Source organism: Verrucomicrobium sp. BvORR034, from assembly GCF_000739635.1.
Taxonomy (GTDB): Bacteria; Verrucomicrobiota; Verrucomicrobiia; order Verrucomicrobiales; family Verrucomicrobiaceae; genus Verrucomicrobium.
Genome location: NZ_BATQ01000120.1, coordinates 1 through 21,229, shown reverse-complemented (window position 1 = coordinate 21,229; position 21,229 = coordinate 1). Strand labels below are relative to the sequence as shown.

Here is a 21,229-nt window from a genome sequence, read left to right as displayed (position 1 = left end):
CGCCATGCACTCCAAGACTACGGCATCACTTTCGTTGGTCACAGGCCTGCTGCTGGCAGGCTGCGCGATCAAGGAACCGCCCGCGGGTGGTGACATCATGACGGACTACGCCCGTTCCCAGGTAAATGAGAAGTGGGCCTCGCCCCACACGAGGGGGCGGGTGGCCCCGGACTGGATCCGTAGTTTCAATGATCCCTCTCTCACCCGGCTGGTGGAGGAGGCCATCCTGCGGAATCCGGATCTGAAGGCCGCGGCAGCCCGCGTGGATGCCTCGCGTGCGGCGGTGCGCATCGCAGCCTCATCTCTGTATCCCCAGGTGGGGCTCAAAGGGCTGGGCGAGCGCCAGGGCAGTGAGCTTTCCGGTGATCTGGGGGTGGGGATTGACCCCGCTGAGCTGGGTTCCTTTGGCATCAATCTGAGCGGCGGCAGCCCGGACACCCGCACGGTTGACTCCTCGTCCCAGCGGTGGGTGTACGGTCTCGGCATCGGCGCTGCGTGGGAGGCGGATGTCTGGGGGCGGGTTCGCTCCCGGAAGGCGGCGGCCAAGTCAGACAGTGCGGCGCTGGAGGCGACCTATGAGTATGCGCGGCAGTCGCTCGCCGCCCAGGTGGCCAAGGCATACTTCTCCGCGATAGAGGCCTCCCAGCAGGCTGCCAATGCGAGGGAGACACTGGGCCTCTACCAGGACTACGGCAAGCTTACGGACAAGCGCAAGGAGCAGGGCTTCTCCAGCGACTTTGAGCTGGCCCAGGTCAACTCCCGCACCGCCGCTGCGCGAGACACCTTGTATGCAGCAGAGGCTGCGCATGATCACGCCGTGCGGGCCATCGAGGTGGTCACCAGCCACTATCCCGCGGGGAAGGCCTCCATCCGCACCAGCTTTCCCTCCGGCCTCCGCCCCGTGCCAGCAGGCATGCCCATGGAACTGCTGGAGAGGCGGCCCGACCTCATCGCGGCAGAGCGCCACTTTGCCGCAGCCTTCCATCGGGTGAATGAAGCCAAAGCCGCGAGGCTGCCGCGCTTTGCCATCAGTGCCATGGGCGGGGCGGGCACAGCAGATCTGGACGGGGTAGGGGTGCTGGACTCTATCAACTGGAGCCTCGCCACCGGTGTGGTGCAGCCCATCTTTCTGGGTGGGGAGTTGAAGGCGGCCCAAGACCTTCGCACTCATGAACAGCGGGCCGCTGCCTCAGACTACACCTCCGCAGCCTTGCGCGCCTTTGCCGAAGTGGAGGATGCCCTGGCCAGTGAGTACCACCTGAGGCGCCGTGAAGGGGCCTTGAGCGAAATGGTGAGCAACAGCGGCACGGCCGTGAAGCTCGGCAGGGAGCAGGTGGATCAGGGGCATGCAGACATGTTCACCATCCTCAGGCTGGTGGGGGAGAATCTCGCGGCCAAGATCGAGCTTACCAAGATCCGCGCCTCGCGGTTGCGTGAGCGGGCGAACCTGCATCTGGCGCTGGGCGGCGGGTTCACCACCTCGACCCAGAAGTAGCCGGATGACCCGCACCCTTTAACCGACCCAATCTATGAAAACACTGCAAAGCAAGATACTGATGGCTGCTTCCGCCGGAGTGCTGCTCGCCGGGCTGACAGGGTGTGTGGGCACGGTGGACCGGGTGGAGGACCGCTACGACCGCCGTGAAGACCGCTATGACCGGCGCCACTACGACGGGCCGGGCGATCACCTTGAGAACCGTTATGACCGCCGGGAGAACGTGAACGACAAGGCCCGCGGGCGCAGGGGCCTGGCGTACTAGGAGTCAACAGGAATTTTCCCCCTTCCCGGGGAGTCTGCCGGGGCTGGCTGCAAGTTCCCTTGCCGCGGACCGGTGACCCCTTGCACTGCCCAACCCAACCTGCCAGCCATGAAACTCAAGGAAGTCATCAAGCGCGCCCGCAAGCTTTCCCAGCCCTATTGCATCTCTGACGGGGGCAAGTTCCGTCTGGACGACATCGACCCGGGTGACACGGGGCGTCTCACGGCGGAAAACAAGCCGGAGGCCAAGGAGGCGCTCCAAACCGGGGTGACGGCACTGGCAGAGTTGCAGGACATGCTCTATGCGCAGGACCGGTGGGGAGTGCTCCTGATCTTCCAGGCCATGGATGCCGCCGGCAAAGATGGCGCCATCAAACATGTCATGAGCGGGGTGAATCCGCAGGGCTGTCAGGTGGCCTCGTTCAAGATGCCCTCGTCCGAGGACCTTGACCATGACTATCTCTGGCGGTGCCAGAAGCACCTGCCGGAGCGGGGCAGGATTGGCATCTTCAACCGCAGCTACTATGAGGAGACCCTTGTGGTGAGGGTGCACCCGGAGATTCTCAAAAAACAGAAGCTGCCGGAGAAGCATGCCGGCAAGGACATCTGGGACACTCGGTACAAGGACATTCGCGGGTTTGAGCGGTATTTGGGAAACAACGGCATCATCGTGCGCAAGTTCTTCCTGCACGTCTCAAAGGATGAGCAGAAGAAGCGCTTCCTGCAACGCATCGAGAGGCCGGAAAAGAACTGGAAGTTTTCCGCGAATGACGCCGCTGAGCGCAAGCACTGGAAGGACTACGCGAGGGCGTATGAAGACACCATCCGGAACACGGCGACTGACGAGGCCCCCTGGTATGTGGTGCCCGCGGACAACAAGTGGTACACCCGGGTGGTGGTGGCTGCCGCCATTATCGACGCGCTGTCCACGTTGGACCTCGCCTATCCGCATGTGGGCAAGGCCAAGCTTGAGGAACTGGCAGCCGCCAAACAGGAGCTGACGGCAGAGAAGTGATGCCCGGGCTGGGGCGCAGGAGAATCCGCTGGCCACGAACGAGCCGAGAAGCACATGAGCGCCCTGTCCTCCCGCACTGTGTTGCCAGCCATGCGCTGGCTGCGTGAGTATCAGCCCGGCTGGTTCAAACAGGACCTGTTGGCCGGCATCACGCTGGCAGCGTATCTGCTGCCAGCCGGCATTGGGGATGCCTCGCTGGCCAATCTGCCCCCGGAGGCAGGGCTGTATGCGTGTCTGTTTTCCGGGCTGGTCTTTTGGTTGTTTTGCAGTTCGCGTCACACTGCGGTCACGGTCACCTCGGCCATCTCTCTGTTGGTGGGAGCTTCGTTGGGGTCCATCGCCCAGGGGGATGTCAGCCGTTACTCCGCTCTGGCGGCATGCACAGCCCTCATCGTGGCCGTGCTGGCCTTTGCGGCGTGGCTGCTCAAGGCGGGCGCGGTGGTGCACTTCATCTCTGATCCCGTGATGATCGGGTTTAAGTCCGGTCTCGCGTTGTTTCTGGCTTCCACGCAGCTGCCCAAGCTGTGTGGATTCAAAGGCAGCCACGGGGACTTTTGGGAGCGGGCCGGGCATTTCTTCTCGCATCTGGGCGAGACCAATTTGGCCTCGCTCACCATCGGCCTCCTGGCATTGGGGGTGATGGTTCTAGGTAAGATCTATCTCAAGAACAAGCCCGTGGCCCTCTTTGTGGTGGCGGGCGGCATCGTGCTCTCGCCCCTCCTGGGCCTGGAGGCTCGTGGGGTCAAGCTGCTGGGGACCGTGCCTCAGGGACTGCCGATGCCGGGCCTGCCTGCCGTTCAATGGGCAGATCTCAATGAGCTGCTTCCCCTGGCCCTGGCGTGCTTCCTTCTTGGGGCAGTGGAGACGGCCGCCATCGGGCGGATGTTCTGCGCCAAACACGGCGGCCGGTTTGATGGCAACCAGGAGCTGCTGGCCCTGGCGGGGGCGAACCTCGCCGCTGGTCTGGGACGCTCCTTCCCGGTGAGCGGCGGAATGTCCCAGTCGCTGGTGAATGAGAGCGCCGGGGCCCGCACGCCTTTGTCTGGGCTGATTTCTGCGGTTATCGTGTTGCTGATCACTGTCTTCCTCTCCGGGGTGCTGCGGCATCTGCCCCAGCCAGTGCTGGCCGCCATCGTGCTCTTTGCCATCGCCGGGCTCTTCAAGCTCAAGGCCCTGGTGCGGTTGTGGACATGCTATCGCGCGGAGTTCGTGGTGGCCATCGCCGCCATGGCGGGAGTGCTGGGGTCAGGCCTGCTCCGCGGGGTGCTGATCGGTGCCATCATTTCCCTGCTGCAGTTGCTGCGCCGGTCCTCCCATCCTCATGTGGCTTTCCTCGGTCGCATACCCGGTACCCGGCGCTATTCAGACGTGGCCAAGAATCCGGACAACGAGGCCTTGAGCGGCCTCCTGATCGCACGGCCGGAGTCGGCGCTCTATTACTTCAATGTGGAACATGTGCGTGATGCCATCGTGAACAAGGTCCGCGCGCTGGTGAGTGTCCCGGCCCTGGTGGTGCTGGACCTGTCGGCGGCACCGCATGTGGACATGCAGTCTGCACAGACCCTGATCTCGCTTCACCGGGATGTGACGGCCCTGGGTAGCCAGCTCCAGGTGGTGGAGGCCCATGCGTCCGTTCGCGAGACCCTGCGGCTGGAGGGGTTCGAGGAAAGTATCGGTCCGATCAACCGGCTCACCTCAGTCGCCGATGCTGTGGACCATTTTTCTTCTGCACAACCTGTTGGCGTCCCGTCCTCCCCGCCGGCGGAACGTTGAGAACTCCCGGGCGGTCACTTCAAACCTTCATCAACCATGGCCACACTGACCAACAGCTATCACAACTGTGAAATTCTCAACCTGGGCTATGGCCCCGGCGGGCGCGGCCCCTTCATCGTGCGGCAGGAGGCCAGCGCGCCTGGCAGCATGACGCTGCAGCTGGACCGTTTCCTCCTGCGCAAGGATGGCACTTGGGTGCTGAACCTCGCCGTCTTCGCCCTCACGGAGAAAGAGAAGGAGGACTTTCTGTATGAGAACACCGGGGCGGTCGTCGCCCTGCTGAGTGAACTGGCAGGGGACCCGCTGGTGGACACCTCTTTGCCTGAAGGCACCTCTATTGAAAAGCTGAAAGCGGCAGCCCAGTCCACCATCACCGGGTTATGGGGGAAAATCAGCCGGGCTTGACCGCCCGCTGTGCGTCTGCGGAGAGTGCATGGACTGGGGTTCTGGAAGATCGGGGAAACATGAGAAGAGGTAATTGTGAATTTTTTCTACTGACATCCGGTTGCTGGCCCGTTATGGCATAAGAGCACATGCGGCGGATTGTCAGGCGGAAGGGGGGCGCGGCAACTTGTGGGAGTCAATTCTCATGGGCGGGATGGATTGTGGGATTGGGTCTGGCCTGGTGGGCTGCCAGCAGTCAGGCCTCAGAGGTGGAGCATGCTGCTTCTGCGTCCGTCTCCGTCCCGGCTTCGCAAGACTGGGTGGCGCGCAACTGGCAGACGGAGGACGGCCTGCCTCAGAACACGGTGAACGCGCTGGTGCAGACGCACGATGGTTTCCTCTGGGTGGGGACAGGGGGCGGGCTTGCGCGGTTCGACGGATATCGCTTTCGCAACTTTGCTTTGCAGGACGGGCTGCGTTCCCTGCGCATTGCGGCGCTGGCAGAAAGCCGGGACGGCAAGCTGTGGATTGGGACCAGCGGAGGCGGGGTGAGCTGTTGGGATGGCGGGAAGTTTACCACCTATGAGCAGAAGGAGGGCTTCCCCTCTGGCGGGGATGTGGTGTGCATGACCGCAGGAGGGAATGACGCGGTGTGGATTGGCACGAGTGAAGGGCTGGTGCGCTGGCAGCAGGGGAGGTTCGAGCTCATCGGGCCTGAGCACGGATTGCCGCGGGATCAAATCCGCGCGGTGGCGGAGGACTTCCGCGGCGTCATGTGGGTGTCCGTGATTGAGGCAGGGTTGTTTGAGAATTCCACCGGCCGGTTCGTGAAAGTGCCGGGGCCGGGTCCCGTGTCGGGTGATTGCTACAGCCTTCTGGCGGACCGGGAGGGAGGCGTGTGGGCTGGCATGGGCAACGGATGCATGTGGGAGATGCGTGATGGTTCATGGAAGAAACTCGACACCCGCGACGGGCTGCCTTTTTCCAGCTTTGAGTGCCTGGCCCAGAGCGGGGACGGCACGATCTGGACGGGCGTCCGCAAAGGGGGGGTGTACTGCCTGAAGGGAGGGAGGTTCGAACCTGAAATGGAGCAGAGGCTGGGCTCCAGTCATGTGCGGAGCCTGCTGGTGGACCAGGATGGCAGCATCTGGGCCGGCACCTCCTTTGGAGGACTGTACCGGCTCTCCCGCCGGGTGTTGAACTTCTGGGGGGCAGAGGCCGGTCTTGCCCAAGCTGGGACCATCACCTCCATCGTAGAGGAGCCATCGCCCTCCAGTGCCTGGCTTGTCTGCGCCTCCGGTGACGGCATCCTCCGTTTTGAAAACGGGCGGTTCGAGAAGCTAACCGATGAAGTGATTGGCCCCTTCCGCCCGCATGCCTATGCTGGCATGGTGGCCGGGGATGGCAGCGCCTGGTTCTCCGGGGAGCAGTTTGTCTGCCGAGTGCAGACCGGGCAGCCTACGGTGCTGCACCGGGCGCCTCCCGTGCAGAACGAAGCAGTACGGGCGGTGGCTGCTCTGGGGAACACGGTCTGGCTGGGCACCTACTATGCCACCCTGCTGAGGTGGGACGGGCGGGAGTTTCAAGTCTCCGCCCCGCGCGGCACCTTCCGCGGCGGCATCACCTGCCTGGTGCCGGAGGATGTGGGCACCCTGTGGGTGGGGAGCGCCTCCGGGGTGTACCGCTGGCAGGCAGACAGCCTGCGCAAGTGGGGCCGGGTGGAGGGGCTGGTCTCAGGAAACGTCCGCGCCCTCCATCGCGATCCAGACGGCACCGTGTGGATCGGTACGCTGGGCGGTGGTCTCTCCCGCCTGAGGGAGGGGCGGGTGGTGAACTACACCATGCGGGAGGGGCTGGTGGATGATGTTGTTTCCCAAATCCTGCCTGATGACCACGGGGCGGTCTGGCTCGGCTGCAACCGCGGCATCATGCGGATCGACCGCCGGGACTTCGACGCACTGGACGCTGGCTCGATCACCGAGCTGCACCCGGTGGTCTTTGGCAAGAATGAAGGTGTGCTCTCACCCCAGTGCGCCAGCGGTTGCTCGCCCTCGGCCATGAAGACGCGGGACGGCAGGCTGCTCTTTCCCACCGTGGGCGGCATTGCGGAGTTTCATCCGCAGCGGCTGCAGGCCATGAGCATGACCCAACCCCGAGTGGTGGTGGAGAGCGTGCTGGTGGACGGGATGCCGCAGGCTCTGGGCGATGCTCTGGTGCTTTCCGCCGGACAGCACCGGCTGGAGATCAGCTACACTGCCCCCGCGCTGTCGGGCGGGGAGTGGATCCGCTTTCGCCACCGTCTGGAAGGGTTGGACACCGGCTGGGTCAAGGCCGGGAACCGCCGTCAGGTATCCTATGGCGGTCTCGCACCGGGAAGGTACGTCTTTCACGTGGGCGCATCTGACAGCCGGAGCAACTGGAGCGACGCGGCGGCCAGCCTCGCTATCACGGTGCGGCCCCAGCCCTGGGAGAGTTGGTGGTTTCGAGCTGGGGGCATGGTGCTGCTAGTGGCCGTGGGCGGCGCCGCTGGCCTGGGGATCATGAATGCGAGGCACCGGCGAGAGCTGGCGGAGATGGAGCGCACCCGGCAGATGCGTGCCGAGCTGGCTCACATGAGTCGCGTGTCCCTGCTGGGTGAGCTTTCCGCCTCCCTGGCCCATGAGTTGAAACAGCCGCTCACCACCATTTTGGCAAATTCCCAGGCGGCCATGCGCTTCCTCACCACCGAGCCGGTGGAGATTGAGGAAGTGCGCCATAGCCTGGAGGACATTACCGCCGCCGACCGCCGGGCGAACGAGATCATCGAGCGCATGCGGAACATGGTGAAAAAGGGCGAGGCAGAGATGGAGTCGCGCGACATCAATGCCGACATCGAGCAGGCGCTGCTGCTCATCAACAACGACCTCATCGAGCGGAAGGTCTCCATCGAGACGCGCTTTTCCTCTGAGGTGCTGCTCGTGAAGGGGGATCACATTCAGCTCCAACAGGTGCTGCTGAATTTGATCCTGAACGGATGCGATGCGATGGCGGCCAATCCGCCAGAGATCCGGCAGCTGGTGGTGGAGACGCGGCCAGCGGACCCTGGCTTCATTCTCGTGGCGGTGTCGGATCGTGGGCCGGGGCTCGCGCCTGAAATGGCGGAGCGCATCTTCAAGCCCTTTTTCTCCACCAAAATGCAAGGCCTTGGCATGGGGCTGTCCATCTGCAAAGCCATCGTCGGAGCGCATGGAGGGCGGCTGTGGGCGGGCAACCATTCCGAAGGCGGGGCGACGTTCAGCTTCACGCTGCGAACGGTGGAGGAGTGAGGGGAAGGGTTCTCCTGTGCGTTGGCTCATGAACCCGGAGGGTTTGAGGTGTTGGCGGGCGTGTTGGGGATCAGGGTGATGATGCGGAGTGCTGCAGGGGGTGCGGCCTTCAGCCTGCGTAAGGGGACAAGCCGGTTCAAGCGGCGCACGAGGTCTGCTGAAGCTCGGGCTACGATTGCGTCCGCTTTTCGGCGTGGCTGTTCAACAGCCATGTGGTGATGGAGACAATGGCGGCCAGACCCCAGCCGCAGAGCGCGAGTTGATCTTGCATCGACAGGACTGTCTGGGAACTATGGTCGGAATGGGGGCTCACTTTTGCCGTGGCGTTCATGCCGCTGGCGATGCCAAAGGTGTACGCGACTATCGCGCCCAATGGCGTGACCTTTTGCGTCGTCACCATCTCAAGGTGGTCGCGCCGCTCTTCTACCAGCCGTTTCTTTCACGGTTCATCCAAAATCCGATGGCGCACCCTGAAAGAAAGCGGCTGCCGGTGTGAGAACGCCCTCCCTGGCATCGGACCATGGTCCTATGGCGTGATCGATTCAAACCGGGGAGACTGAAAGCCTGAAAGTTGCACCCTTGCTTACCAGCCATGAAAGTACTGTCCTTGTCCATTGCCTCATTGCTCATGGTGGTGGGCGGCGTGTCCGCCCAAGAGACTGATCAAGCTGCCACCACCCCGGAACAGACTGCCGTCAATGCCCTGAACAGGGCGTATGAAGTGGCCTACAACAAAGGAGACGTAAAAGCCCTGGCAAGCTTCTTTGCGGAGGATGCCGAGTTTTCCACGGAAGACGGTCGGACGCTCACCGGGCATGCTGCGATTGAGGAGGGTATCCGTGATTCGTTCGCAGGGAGCAAGGGGTCGAAGCTCGAGATCGCCTCGATCTCGGTGCGCAGGTTGTCCGCGGACGTGGTGGTGGAGAAGGGAGCCACGAAGGTGACGGCCAAGGACGGTGATGTGGAGCGCTCCACCTACACGGCGATTCACGTCAAGAAAGACGACAAGTGGCGGATCAGCCAGTTGATCGAGACACCGTATCCCGAAGAGTCGCCGGGGGCCAAGCTGGCAGAACTCGACTGGCTGATCGGTGACTGGGAGGATGTGGACAAGGAAAACGACCTGTCTGTCCGCAGCCAGTATGTGTGGTCCAAGGGGGCGGCCTTCATCACCCGCAATGTGACGGTGAAGCAGGGTGAGGAGACTTTGCTGGAGGGGTGGCAGATCATCGGCTGGGACCCTGTGGAGGGATCCATCCGCTCCTGGACCTTTGATGCGGAGGGCGGTTTCGCGGAAGGGCGCTGGACCCGGGAAGGGGAGCGCTGGCTGGTGCGAGAGTCGGGAGTGAATCCTGATGGCGGCAGGACGACCGTTGAGAATACGATCACAAAGGTCGGCGAGGACAAGCTCACCTGGCAGTCGGGCAATCGCACGCTGGATGGCGAGCCGCTGCCTTCCATCGGTGTCATTGAGGTCAAGCGTGTGAAGGGCAACTAACCCCTCCGAGCCATGAAGTCCAAAGTTTACGCGGTGCTGGCCATGGTGCTGGGCCTGGCCATTGTGTTTGAGCATGCCGAGGTGGAGGCACGTGGCGGCGGTGGTGGCCGGGGTGGTGGTGGAGGAGGTGGCGGCAGCCGGGGAGGCGGCGGCGGCGGTGGGATGTCGCGGCCCTCTGGCGGCGGAGGAGGTGGTGGTGGCAGCCGGCCCAAGCCATCCGGTGGCGGGGGCAGTTTCTCCAAACCGTCTGGCGGAGGCTCTTCGCGACCATCAGGTGGAGGAAATTACTCAAAGCCGTCCGGCGGGAGTTCCCGGCCGTCGGGCGGATCCACCCGGCCCTCGGGTGGGAGCGGGGCTTCGCGACCTTCTGGCGGTGGCAGTGTCTCCCGGCCTTCAGGAGGCAGTGGCAGCGGCAGTTCTGCCTCGCGTCCGAGCCAGCGGCCTGCAGGTGGTTCCAAGCCCAGCGGGGGGCGGGTTCCTTCGAAGCCCTCGGGCGGTGGTGGCAATGTCGCTGGTAATCGCCCTTCTGGTGGAGGCAGCGCTTCCCAGTTGCCTTCCACAAGCCGTCCTGGCGGGGCGGGTTCAGGTGCCAACCGGCCCTCCCAGCTTCCTGCTCAGCGGCCCGGCTCGGGTGGCGGTGACCGGCCCAATGTGGGCGGCAGGCCGTCGCAACTGCCGACGCGGCCGGGTGCGGGAGACCGCCCCACGCAATTGCCGGCGCAACGGCCAGGCGGGGGAGATAGACCAGGAGCAGGAGACCGCCCGTCCCAGCTTCCTGCACGGCCAGATGGGGGTGCAGGGATCACCCAGCGTCCTGGAGATGCGGGCCGGCCGGGCACCCCGGCCAACCTGCCAGCCCAACGCCCCAGCAAGGGAGATCTGGGTAATTTCCTCGGTATCGCAGCAGGGGCGGGAGCGGGCGCGGCCATTTCCCAGCTGCCTGCCAACATTGGAGAGCGGCCGGGGCTCGGTGAAGGGCGTCCCGGCATCGGAGAGCGGCCCTCCCAACTGCCAGCCCATATTGGCGACCGGCCTGGCATGGGGGAACGGCCGGGGAACCTGCCAGCACGGCCTCAGGACCGGCCCAACTGGGGCAACTGGTCGGAGAATCGAGGAGACAACTGGCAGCAGCGGGTGGACAACCGGCACGACACCTGGAACAACTGGCAGCAGAACAACCAGCAGCGCATGGACAGCTTCCAGAACAACCGCGACCAGCGGTGGAGTGAGCTGGAGAACGCCCGGAATGACCGCCAGGACTGGCGGAACCAGAACCGCGACGACTGGCAGGAGCACCGGAAGGACATGTGGGATTACCGTTGGGATCGTGCCGATGAAGTCTGGGATAACGCCCGTGACTTCTACGACGATTGCTTTGACGACCACTGGTGGGGCCGCTGCGGCTGGCTGGGGCATGGCGTGTACCATGGTTTTGGGCACTATCCAGTAAACCCCTGGTGGTGGTGGCGGCCATGTGCATGGGGCGGTGTTTCGAGCTGGGTGTACGGTGCCACGGTACCGCCCCCGGTTTACCCGGACTATGGCACCACCGTGGTCTATGAAGGGGACACCGTGTATCTGGACAACCAGCCCCTGCCGGTGGCGGAGTACACGCAGCCCGTGATTGAAAAGGTGGCGGTGCAGGAACAGGCACCGCCTCCCGCTCCGGCACCAGAGGGCCAGCCGGAGGAATGGATGACGCTGGGAGTGTTCTCACTCGTCCAGGAGGAGAAGGGGGACCCCATCCTCTTCATGCAGCTCTCGATCAACCGGGAGGGCGTTATCTCGGGGGCCTATCAAAACGTGCTGACGGAGGACCAGCGTCCCATCACTGGACAGCTGGACAAGAAGACCCAGACAGTGGCGTGGCGCATCGGTGAGAATCGCAACACGATCTGCACGACCAGCCTGGCGAACCTGACAGAGGACGTCTGCACGGTGGCACTGCACTTCCATGGCAACCGTACGGAGACCTGGATACTGGTCCGCATGAAGGAACCGGCAGAGACCGGTCAGCCTGCTGCGGTACCGCAGATCCAGCGTACGCTGCCGCCGCTCAATCCCGTGATGCCGCCCAAATAATCATCAGACAAGCCGGTGATCTGTCCTGGTGACCGGGGCGGGTCCCCAGTTTCCTGCAACCTCCCGTGACTGGCATGCTCTTCGTCTGCGCAGGACTCCTGCGGCGGGGTGCGTGTCAGTCGGGTTAATTCATGAACCACCATGAGCTTCCTGCACGGTTGTACAACCGATCTCACCCCTTATGGACTCACCGTGGGAGAAGTGCACCGCAACCTGCCACCAGGTGCCCTCTATGAGCACGCCATCCGGTATGAGAAGGATGCGAGCATCGCGGACAACGGCGCACTGGTGGCCTACTCCGGGGTAAAGACCGGCCGTTCGCCCAAGGACAAACGGGTGGTGAGCCATCCCGCCTCCCGGGACAACATCTGGTGGGGGGCGGTAAATGTGGCGATGACCAAGGAAGTCTTTGCCATCAATCATCAGCGGGCCATTGACTATCTCAACACACGGGAGCGGCTGTACTGCTTTGACGGCTACGCGGGCTGGGATCCACAGCACCGGATCAAGGTGCGGGTCATCTGCTCACGGCCCTACCATGCGCTGTTCATGCACAACATGCTCATCCGGCCCGGCAGGGAGGAATTGGACGATTTCGGCACGCCGGACTTTGTGATCTACAATGCGGGCGCTTTTCCCGCGAACCGGCTGACGCAGGGCATGGGTTCTTCTACCAGCATTGACTTGAGCCTGGAGGACCGGGAACTGGTCATCCTGGGTACCGAGTATGCAGGCGAGATGAAGAAAGGCGTTTTCACGGTGGCCAACTACCTGGCCCCCTTGCGAGGCGTGCTTTCCATGCACTGCTCGGCCACGTCAGACCGCCAGAGCGGGGCGTCCTCATTGCTCTTTGGCTTGAGCGGCACGGGCAAAACCACGCTCTCGGCGGATCCCAAACGGAATCTCATCGGCGATGATGAGCACTGCTGGAGCGATGATGGTATCTTCAACATTGAAGGTGGATGCTATGCCAAGGCCATCAACCTCACGCCGGAGAGCGAGCCGGATATCTTTCAGGCTCTGCGTTTCGGCGCCGTGCTGGAGAACGTGGTGCTGGATGAGGATCGTGACGTGGACTATACGGACACCAGCATCACCCAGAACACCCGGGGTGCTTATCCCATCGAGTTCATTCAGAACGCCCGTGTACCCTGCATGGCCGGGCACCCTACGGACATCATCTTCCTAACGTGTGATGCCTTTGGCGTGCTGCCACCCGTGAGTGCACTCTCACCGGAGCATGCCATGTACCACTTCATCAGCGGCTATACGGCCAAGGTGGCGGGCACCGAAATGGGGGTAACGGAGCCCCAGGCCACCTTCTCGCCCTGCTTTGGAGGGCCTTTCTTGATGTGGCACCCCAGCAAGTACGCTGAGCTCCTGGCTGAGAAGATGCGCCGGCACCGTACGCGCGTGTGGTTGGTAAACACAGGATGGGGTGGTGGCGGCCACGGGGTGGGGAAACGCATCAGCCTCAAACACACCCGCGCCATCATCGATGCCATTCACAGTGGGGCGCTGGCTGGGGCTCGCACGGAGCGTGATGCCGTCTTTGGCTTTGACACGGTTGTGGAGTGTCCCGGAGTGCCTGGGGAGATGCTCCGCCCGCGGGACAGCTGGAACGACAAGGCGTCCTATGATGCAACGGCCGCCCGGCTGGCGGGACTCTTCATCAAGAACTTTGAAGCTTACGCAGATGGCGCAAGCGCTGAAGTGCGGGCGGCCGCCCCAAGGGGTGAAGCATGAACTGGCTCCTCGAACTCCACGAGACGCAACCCATCCCTCACGCCATCGCAGTGATGGCGCTGGTGTGCGTGGCGGGCATGGCGCTGGGGAGCATCAAGGTTCATGGAGTCAAGCTGGGCACGGCGGGTGTGTTGTTCGCCGGCATTCTGGTGGGGCATTTCGTGGAGGCGGTGGACGGTCACATCATTGCTTTTGTGAAGGAGTTCGGGCTCGTCCTCTTTGTCTTCACCATCGGACTGCAGCTCGGTCCGGGATTCTTTGCCGCGTTGCGACAGCAGGGGATGAGGCTGAATCTCCTGGCGGCGGCCGTGGTGCTGATCGGGGCTTTGCTGGCGGCGGCGGCAGGCTGGCTGGCAGGGTTCGATCCTGCAGCCGTGCTCGGAATCTTTTCCGGCGGCACCACGAACACGCCCTCACTCGGTGCGGGAACCCAGACGCTGGGATTGATGCCGGATGTCTCCCCTGACAGGCTGGCGCTGCCCGCACTGGCGTACGCTGTGACGTACCCTACGGCCACCATCGGCATCATCGCCACCCTGCTGTGGCTGCCGCGCCTGCTCAAGATCGATGTTGCCCGAGAGGCCGCCCATTTTGCCGCCAGCCACCGGGTGCAGACGGAACCGCTGGAGCGGCGCACAATGGTGGTCACGCACCTGGAGCTGGAAGGGGCCACTTTGGGGGCGATCGCCAGCCGGGTGGAGGCCGGAGTCACCTTCTCGCGGATCCGGCATGACGGCGAGACCCTGGTGGCCACGGAAGAGTCGGTCGTTCATCTGGGGGATTTTTTGTCCGTGGTGGGAACGGTCGGCGGGCTGGAGGAGATGGAAGGTGCCATCGGGCGCCGCAGCGAGGAGGACCTCCTGCTGGATGAGAGTCCGGTCACCTTCAGGCGGGTGGTTGTGACCGACCGCGGTGTCTTGGGTAGGTCGGTGGGAGAGTTGCACCTCGACAAGCGTTTCCAAGTGGCGGTGACGCGAGTGACCCGGGCGGATCTGGAGATGTCCGCTGTGCCGGGGCTCCGGCTCCAGTATGGGGATCAGTTGCAGATGGTGGGACGTGAGGAGGATCTCAACCGGGCCGCCAGCGTGGTGGGGAACTCGCTCAAGGAACTCAGCGAGACGCACTTCATCCCCTTTTTCATTGGGCTTGCCCTAGGCGTCCTCCTGGGTACTCTGCCGATTCCGGTGCCGGGGCTGCCTCATCCGGTGCGGCTTGGGCTGGCGGGAGGTCCGCTGGTGGTGGCCTTGATCTTGGGCCGTGTGGGACGCATCCGCCGCCAAGTATGGCACATGCCGGTAAACACGAACCTCGCCTTCCGCGAGTTTGGCATCGCACTCTTCTTCGCGGCCGTCGGACTGAGCGCCGGGGCCAAGTTCTTTGAAACGATCGTGAGCACCACCGGGGTGATGTGGCTGCTGGCGGGTGTGTGTGTGACGGTTGTTCCGCTTGTCACGGTCGCGGTATTGGCGAGAATCGTATTTAAGATGAATTATATGGATCTGAGCGGGCTGGTCGCGGGCAGCATGACAGATCCGCCAGCCCTCGCATTTGCCTCCAGCATGGCGGGCTCCGATGCGCCTGCCGTGGCGTATGCGACGGTGTTTCCTTTTACCACCCTGTTGCGGATCCTTGCCGCGCAGATCCTCGCGATCACTCTCTGCTCATGAAGACTGCCACGATCACCCGCCTGGGGGAGGCCAGGTATGACACACCCATTTTGAATGCGGAAGACGACGGTGGGTGTGTGCCCTCCACCGCCAACTGGCAGAACGGGACCGTACCGGAGGACCTCCTGCTGTTTGAGAAGGCCGGCCCGAAGAAGAGGCTGTTCTTTGCCCCGGCAGAAACCCGCGCGGCGATCGTCACCTGCGGCGGCCTGTGCCCCGGGCTGAACAACGTGATCCGCTCGGTGACGCGGGAGCTGGTTCGAGGGTATGGCGTGCGTTCCGTGCTGGGCATCCGGGGTGGCTACCGGGGGCTGGATCCGGCGGTGGGCAAGGCACCGATGGCGCTCACGGATGATGTGGTGGAGGACATCCACAAGGAGGGTGGCACCCTGCTGGGCACCTCCCGGGGTCCGGTGGCGGTGACCGTGGCGGTGGAGTACCTCGTGAAACTGGGCGTGGACATCCTTTTCACCGTCGGTGGTGATGGCACCCAGCGTGGGGGAAACGCGATCTATGAGGAGGCACGACGCCAGGGGCATGACCTGGCAGTGGTAGGGATCCCCAAAACCATTGACAATGATGTGCGCTACGTCTCGCGCACATTCGGCTTTGGCACGGCGGTGGATGAGGCGGTGCGGGTCATCAACTCCGCCCACACAGAGGCGCGCAGTGTGGACAACGGGGTGTCGGTGGTGAAGCTCATGGGCCGCCACGCCGGCTTTATCGCGGCGGCCGCGTGTGTGGCCAGCCAGGATGTGAACTTCTGCCTGGTGCCGGAGGTGCCTTTCGCACTGGAGGGAGTGTCAGGGTTGTTCGCCGCGTTGGAGCGGCGGCTGGCGGCCAAGGCTCATGCTGTGGTGGTGGTGGCAGAGGGGGCAGGGCAGGACCTGCTGCAAGCTACCGGAGCGAAGGATGCCTCGGGAAACACGAAGCTGCAGGACATCGGCCTGCACCTCCGGGATGCGCTCAACGCACACTTCCAGGCGAGGGGGATCGAGATGACGATGCGCTACTTCGACCCCAGCTACCAGATCCGTGGCTGCCCGGCGAACACGGAGGACGCGCTGATCTGCGATCGCATGGGCCGGCACGCTGTGCATGCCGCCATGTCGGGTCGTACGGGGCTGGTCGTGAGCTTCCTTCATGGTCATTATGTGCATGTGCCCATCGATCTCATCGCCCGGTCCAGCAAGCAGGTGGACGTGAACGGTGAACTCTGGCGGGCGGTGCTGGCCACCACCGGACAGCCCGCACGGCTCATGTAGCGGCCCGGAACGAGTTTATTTCCAACAACCCATGCCTTTCACAGATGAATGCACGTCTCATGGACGATTTTTCAGATCCAGCGAGTTGGCTGGCCGTCACCTCTGGGAACGCCCGGCTCACCGTGACGAGCGATGAGGGACTACGGGGCCGTGCCCTGCGGCTGGACTTTGACTTCATGGGCGGCGGCGGGTTCGTGGTGGTGCGGAAGGTCTTCGCCATGCGGCTGCCGGAGGCGTATGGCTTTTCCTTTGCTGTGCGCGGGGAGGCTCCAAAAAACAACCTGGAATTCAAACTGGCGGACTCGTCCGGCCGGAATGTCTGGCGCTGGATGGAGCAGGCGTTTCAGTTCAGCGGAGAGCCTCGTTCCCTCAACATCAAGAGCAGCCAGATGGAGTTTGCCTGGGGGCCTGCGGGTGGGGGCATCCTGCGGAAGTTGGGGGCTGTGGAGTTTGTCATCAGTGCCGGGCCTGGCGGGAAGGGCACGGTGTGGCTGGAGGACTTCCGCTATGTGAACCGAACCCTGCGCAAGACTCCGCTGGTGACGGCCTCCACCAGTGCGCGGGGCACGGACGCCGCCCATCTGCTGGGGAACAAGGCGGGGCCGGGCTGGCGCAGTGCCCGCGGGGATGCCAACCCATGGGTGAGGTTGGACTTTCACGGCCCGCGGGAGTACGGCGGTCTCATCATCGAATGGGTATCAAAGCCAGCCACCCGGTCCTTTACCGTGAGTGCTTCAGATGACGGGGAGACCTGGAGGCAGCTCCACCAGTCCACGAACGACCAGGGATCGAGGAGCTACCTCTACCTGCCGGGCGGGGAGTCGCAGCACCTGCTTCTCTCCTTTGACGGTCCCGCAGCCGTCCAGCATCTGGAGGTGAAGTCCTTTGAGTTCTCCCGGTCCGTGGTGGACTTTTTCCACGCCATCGCCCTACGGAGCGGGCGGGGGCACTACCCGCGCTGGCTGCTGCGGGAGCAGAGCTACTGGACCTGCGCCGGGGCGCCGGAGGGCAGGACCTGCGCCCTCCTCAATGAGGACGGGCTGGTGGAGCCGGACATGGGCACTTTTACCCTCGAACCGTGGATCGAGATGAAGGGGCGGGTGAGCTCCTGGGCAGACGCCCAACGCAGCGTGCACCAGGGCGAGGACGGGCTGGCCATTCCCTCTGCGTTGTGGAAGCTGCCCGGCCTGACGCTGGAGACGACGGTCTTTGGCACCGGGCGCAATGCGGATGCGGTGATGTTAGTGCGCTACCGCCTGCGCAACACGGGGCGGCAGCCTGTGAAGCTCCGCTTCTATGTGGCGCTGCGTCCGTTTGAGGTGAACCCGCCCTGGCAGAGCGCGCACGGGTGCCAGGGCTGGCCGGGCCTGGGCGGGGTAAGTGAGATCTATGAAATAGCGTGGAAGGATGGAGCCGCCCAGATCAACGGAGACAAGTGGGTGGTACCGCTGCAGAAGGCCCACTCCTTTGGCACGCTGGCCTTTCAGCAGGGGAATATCACGGACTTTATCGCGGAGGGGAGGCTGCCCACGCAGACCGCGGTGCGGGACGACTTCGGCTTTGCCTCGGCGGCCATGCGGTTTGACGTAACGCTCCAGCCCGGGAAGGATCATGACCTGTATCTGGCGGCGCCGTTCGGCTTCAAGCGCATGATTGATGCGGACCGTCGCCACGCCATGGCAGCGCTGGATGGGGCGGCCCAGTTCGAGGAAGCGGTGCGCGTGATGCGACGCCGCACAGGCACGGTGACCTACAAGGTGCCGGAAGGGATGGCCCATGAGGCGGCCCGCACCTTCCGCACGGCGGCGGGGCAGATCCTCATCAACCGAGACGGCCCGGCGCTCCAGCCGGGTCCGCGGCGTTACACCCGCTCCTGGGTGCGGGATGGCGTGATCATGGGCGCGGCGCTGATGCGCATTGGAGACTACGAGGCGCTGCCGGAGTTCGTCCGGTGGTTCGCGCCCTACCAGCGGGAGGATGGCTTTGTGCCCTGCTGTGTGGACCGCACGGGGCCGGACTGGCTGGTGGAGCACGACAGCCACGGGCAGCTCATCTACGGGGTGATGGAGTCGTTCCGTTTCACCGGGGACCGGGATTTCCTTCTTGAGATGTGGCCGTATGTGCAGAAGGCGGCGCGTTTCATCGAACTGCTCCGCTCCCAGCGAATGACGCCGGAGTACGAGACACCGGAAAAGCTGGCCAGGTATGGGTTGCTCCCGGAGTCTGCCAGCCACGAGGGGTATCTGTCTCACCCTGTGCATGCCTATTGGGATGACTTCTGGGCCCTGCGTGGTCTGAGGGATGCCGCAGCCATGGCTGCGGAGCTGGGCCACCCTGATGAAGCGCGAGACTTTTCCGCGCTGGCCTACGCCTTCCGGGACACGCTGTGTGACTCGATCAACCGGGTGATCGCCGACAAGGGGCTGCACTATGTGCCGGGCTCGGTGGAGTGGGCGGACTTTGATCCCACGGCCACGTCCAACGCTGTGACCCTGCTGCAGAGCATGGCCCACCTGCCGATGAAACAACTGGACGAGATGTTCTCGCTCTTTGTGCGGGACTTCCGCCGCAAGCACGGCGGGGAGATGGAGTGGAACAACTACACGGCGTATGAAATCCGCATCGTGGGGGCGCTGGTGCATCTGGGCAAGCGGGCGGACGCGCTGGAACTGCTGGAGTTCTTCCTGACAGACCGCCGGCCCCGGCACTGGAACCAGTGGCCGGAGATCTCCTGGAAGGATCCTCGCAGCCCGGGTCATCTGGGGGACGTGCCGCACACGTGGATCGCGGCGGAGTACATGCTCGTCTTTGCGGCGCTCTTTGCCTATGAGCGGGAGGTGGATGACGCTCTCATCATCGGGGCGGGGGTGGATGAACGCTGGCTCACGCTGCGCGGCGGCATTTCTGTCTGCGGGCTGCCTACCTGGTATGGCCGGCTCGACCTGAGCCTGGACCGTCGGCCGGATGGTTCCGTACTGGTCGAGCTGGGTGGAGGACTGCGGGTGCCGCGAGGCGGTTTCGTCCTGCGGCCACCCGGGGGCCGAGCTATCTGCGCTGTCACCGTGAATGAAAGAGACCTGCGGGAATTCGACGCCCGCGAGGTGGTGGTGCGCGAACTGCCGGCGAGGGTAGTTGTTTCCTTTGCCAACCCGGAAAATTGATCCTTCTCTTCACATAGCCCGAACCTTTCCTATGAGTGCTCCGCTTCCCATTGCCATTCCGGAGGCCCGGCTGCTGGCCAACGGGCGCTACTTCGCCTTTGTCACGGCTGCTGGCACCGGGCAGTCCCGGCGCCACGGCCATGTCGTGAACCGCTGGCCGGGAGATCCGGTGGAAGATGCCCATGGCCAGTTCATCTACCTCCGTGATATGACGAACGGCGAACTGTGGTCCGCCGGCCTGCAGCCGGTGCAGAGCCCGGGCGGGCGCTATGGATTCTCCGCCTCGGCAGGAGCGTGCCGTCTGCTGCATGAGTACGGGAACATCCTCTCGCAGGTGGACATCGCCGTCTCCCCGGTCCATGACATGGAAATCCGCCGTCTGCAGCTGAAGAACCTCTCTGGGCGCAAACGCACCATCGAGGTGACGAGCTACCTGGAGAGCGTGCTCACTTGGCAGGGGGCGGACGTCGGGCATCCGGCCTTCTCCAAGTTGTTTCTGCAAACCCGCTATGTGCCGGAGCAGGCTGTCCTGGTCACGGAGCGGCGGCCGCGGGGCAATGATGAGAAGTGGCCCTGCCTGTACCATGCCCTCGCCGGTGCCCGTCCGGTGGGGTGGGAGACCGATCGCCTGTGCTTCCTGGGGCGGGGGCGCACTGCGGCGCATCCGGCGGCGCTGGAGGGGAATCTCTCCGGTACGGTGGGGAATGTGCTGGACCCGTGCTGCAGTCTCCGTGCCGTGGTGGACCTGGACCCGGGGGAGACCTTGCAGTTGGCTTTTCTTACGGGCATTGCGGAGACCACCCGTGAGGTGCGTACGGTAGTGGAAGGGCACCGTGCCGCCGCGCAGTGGGAGGGAGTCTTTGCGGCGGCAGAAGGTCAGGAGGGCAATCTTTGGGCGGAGCTCCAGCTCACTGCCGATCAGGCGGCGGACTTCCAGTCACTGGCGGCGGCCATGCACTATGGAAGTCGCGAATTGAAGCCGGCGGCAGTGCCCCTGCCGCTGGACACGGATGTGAACGCTGTGTTCGGGCAGCACCACATTCCCCGGGACCGCATGCAGATCGTGGTGTGCGGAGGCTGGGGCAGGCCGGTGACGCAGGAGGCCCTTCGCGCCCGTCGCTACTGGAGCGCGAAGGGGTTCTTCACAAACTTCATCGTTCTGGCGGATGATGCCAAACCTGCACCGCCTGGGCTGGACGACCGCGTGTTTACCTTGAACTCACGGGAGCTGGACAGTGCCCAACGCGCCGTGCTACTGGCGGCAGCATCCCTGGTGGTGGAGCACCGCCTGCCTGCGGTGGCGGTGCTGACCGCGCCGCCGCGCCCACCCGTGGTGCCAAAGCTGCAGCCGGAGGAAGCTCCGGGCACCGTGCCGGGTGAGCCGCTCCAGTTCTTCAATGGGTATGGAGGCTTCAGCCAGGATGGCACGGAGTATGTCATTCGCCTGCCGCAGCGGGGTGGCAGACTGCAGCGGCCGCCGCTCCCCTGGATCAATGTGGTGGCGAATGAAAAGGCGGGGTTTCTGGTGAGCGAAGCCGGGGCGGGCTGCACCTGGGCCAGGAACAGCCAGGCCA

At 64.0% G+C, this 21,229-nt stretch carries 13 protein-coding genes and 1 pseudogene; 13 read left to right on the top strand and 1 reads right to left on the bottom strand.

All coding sequences use genetic code 11. The annotated features are described in order from the left end of the window. The first annotated feature begins 4 nt into the window (after positions 1 to 4). The 6 genes from BV034_RS19925 to BV034_RS19900 all read left to right on the top strand — a co-directional run bounded on the left by BV034_RS19925 (position 5) and on the right by BV034_RS19900 (position 8,236). Positions 5 to 1,495: an efflux transporter outer membrane subunit gene (locus BV034_RS19925; protein ID WP_050028743.1), complete on the top strand. Its 1,491-nt coding sequence runs from the start codon at positions 5 to 7 to the stop codon at positions 1,493 to 1,495. A 34-nt stretch (positions 1,496 to 1,529) separates the two neighbouring features. Continuing rightward, a complete protein-coding gene (locus BV034_RS19920; protein ID WP_050028742.1) occupies positions 1,530 to 1,760 on the top strand; it encodes a hypothetical protein in 231 nt (76 codons plus the stop codon). 108 nt (positions 1,761 to 1,868) lie between these two features. Next, entirely contained in the window at positions 1,869 to 2,774 is a 906-nt protein-coding gene (locus BV034_RS19915) for a polyphosphate kinase 2 family protein (protein WP_050028741.1), read from the top strand. Positions 2,775 to 2,828: 54 nt separating this feature from the next. Continuing rightward, positions 2,829 to 4,547: a SulP family inorganic anion transporter gene (locus tag BV034_RS19910; protein WP_050028740.1), complete on the top strand. Its 1,719-nt coding sequence runs from the start codon at positions 2,829 to 2,831 to the stop codon at positions 4,545 to 4,547. A gap of 36 nt (positions 4,548 to 4,583) precedes the next feature. Continuing rightward, entirely contained in the window at positions 4,584 to 4,952 is a 369-nt protein-coding gene (locus BV034_RS19905) for a hypothetical protein (protein WP_050028739.1), read from the top strand. Positions 4,953 to 5,152: 200 nt separating this feature from the next. Beyond that, positions 5,153 to 8,236, top strand: coding sequence for a two-component regulator propeller domain-containing protein (locus tag BV034_RS19900; protein ID WP_265593216.1), 3,084 nt, complete (start codon positions 5,153 to 5,155; stop codon positions 8,234 to 8,236). A 169-nt stretch (positions 8,237 to 8,405) separates the two neighbouring features. On the opposite strand, the gene BV034_RS19895 is transcribed toward BV034_RS19900, so the two are convergent. Further along, positions 8,406 to 8,636: a hypothetical protein gene (locus tag BV034_RS19895; protein WP_050028737.1), complete on the bottom strand. Its 231-nt coding sequence runs from the start codon at positions 8,634 to 8,636 to the stop codon at positions 8,406 to 8,408. 192 nt (positions 8,637 to 8,828) lie between these two features. On the opposite strand from BV034_RS19895, the gene BV034_RS19890 reads away from it, so the two are divergent. From BV034_RS19890 to BV034_RS19855, 7 genes and pseudogenes are all read left to right on the top strand, one after another. After that, complete coding sequence (locus tag BV034_RS19890; protein WP_050028736.1) at positions 8,829 to 9,734, top strand: SgcJ/EcaC family oxidoreductase; 906 nt, start codon at positions 8,829 to 8,831, stop codon at positions 9,732 to 9,734. Between the two features lie 12 nt (positions 9,735 to 9,746). Further along, positions 9,747 to 11,816 carry a hypothetical protein gene (locus BV034_RS36240; RefSeq protein WP_265593215.1) on the top strand — a complete coding sequence of 690 codons (2,070 nt, stop codon included), beginning with the start codon at positions 9,747 to 9,749 and terminating at the stop codon, positions 11,814 to 11,816. Positions 11,817 to 11,957: 141 nt separating this feature from the next. Continuing rightward, positions 11,958 to 13,562: a phosphoenolpyruvate carboxykinase (ATP) gene (gene pckA, locus BV034_RS19875; RefSeq protein ID WP_050028733.1), complete on the top strand. Its 1,605-nt coding sequence runs from the start codon at positions 11,958 to 11,960 to the stop codon at positions 13,560 to 13,562. Next, positions 13,559 to 15,229, top strand: coding sequence for a putative transporter (locus BV034_RS19870; protein ID WP_050028732.1), 1,671 nt, complete (start codon positions 13,559 to 13,561; stop codon positions 15,227 to 15,229). The genes pckA and BV034_RS19870 overlap by 4 nt, the downstream gene beginning before the upstream one ends. After that, a complete protein-coding gene (locus tag BV034_RS19865; RefSeq protein ID WP_050028731.1) occupies positions 15,226 to 16,494 on the top strand; it encodes an ATP-dependent 6-phosphofructokinase in 1,269 nt (422 codons plus the stop codon). Before BV034_RS19870 ends, BV034_RS19865 begins: the two co-directional genes overlap by 4 nt. 44 nt (positions 16,495 to 16,538) lie before the next feature. After that, complete coding sequence (locus BV034_RS19860; RefSeq protein ID WP_050028730.1) at positions 16,539 to 19,655, top strand: discoidin domain-containing protein; 3,117 nt, start codon at positions 16,539 to 16,541, stop codon at positions 19,653 to 19,655. 31 nt (positions 19,656 to 19,686) lie between these two features. Continuing rightward, positions 19,687 to 21,229 (top strand): annotated as a pseudogene (locus BV034_RS19855) (glycosyl transferase); the annotation flags it as partial.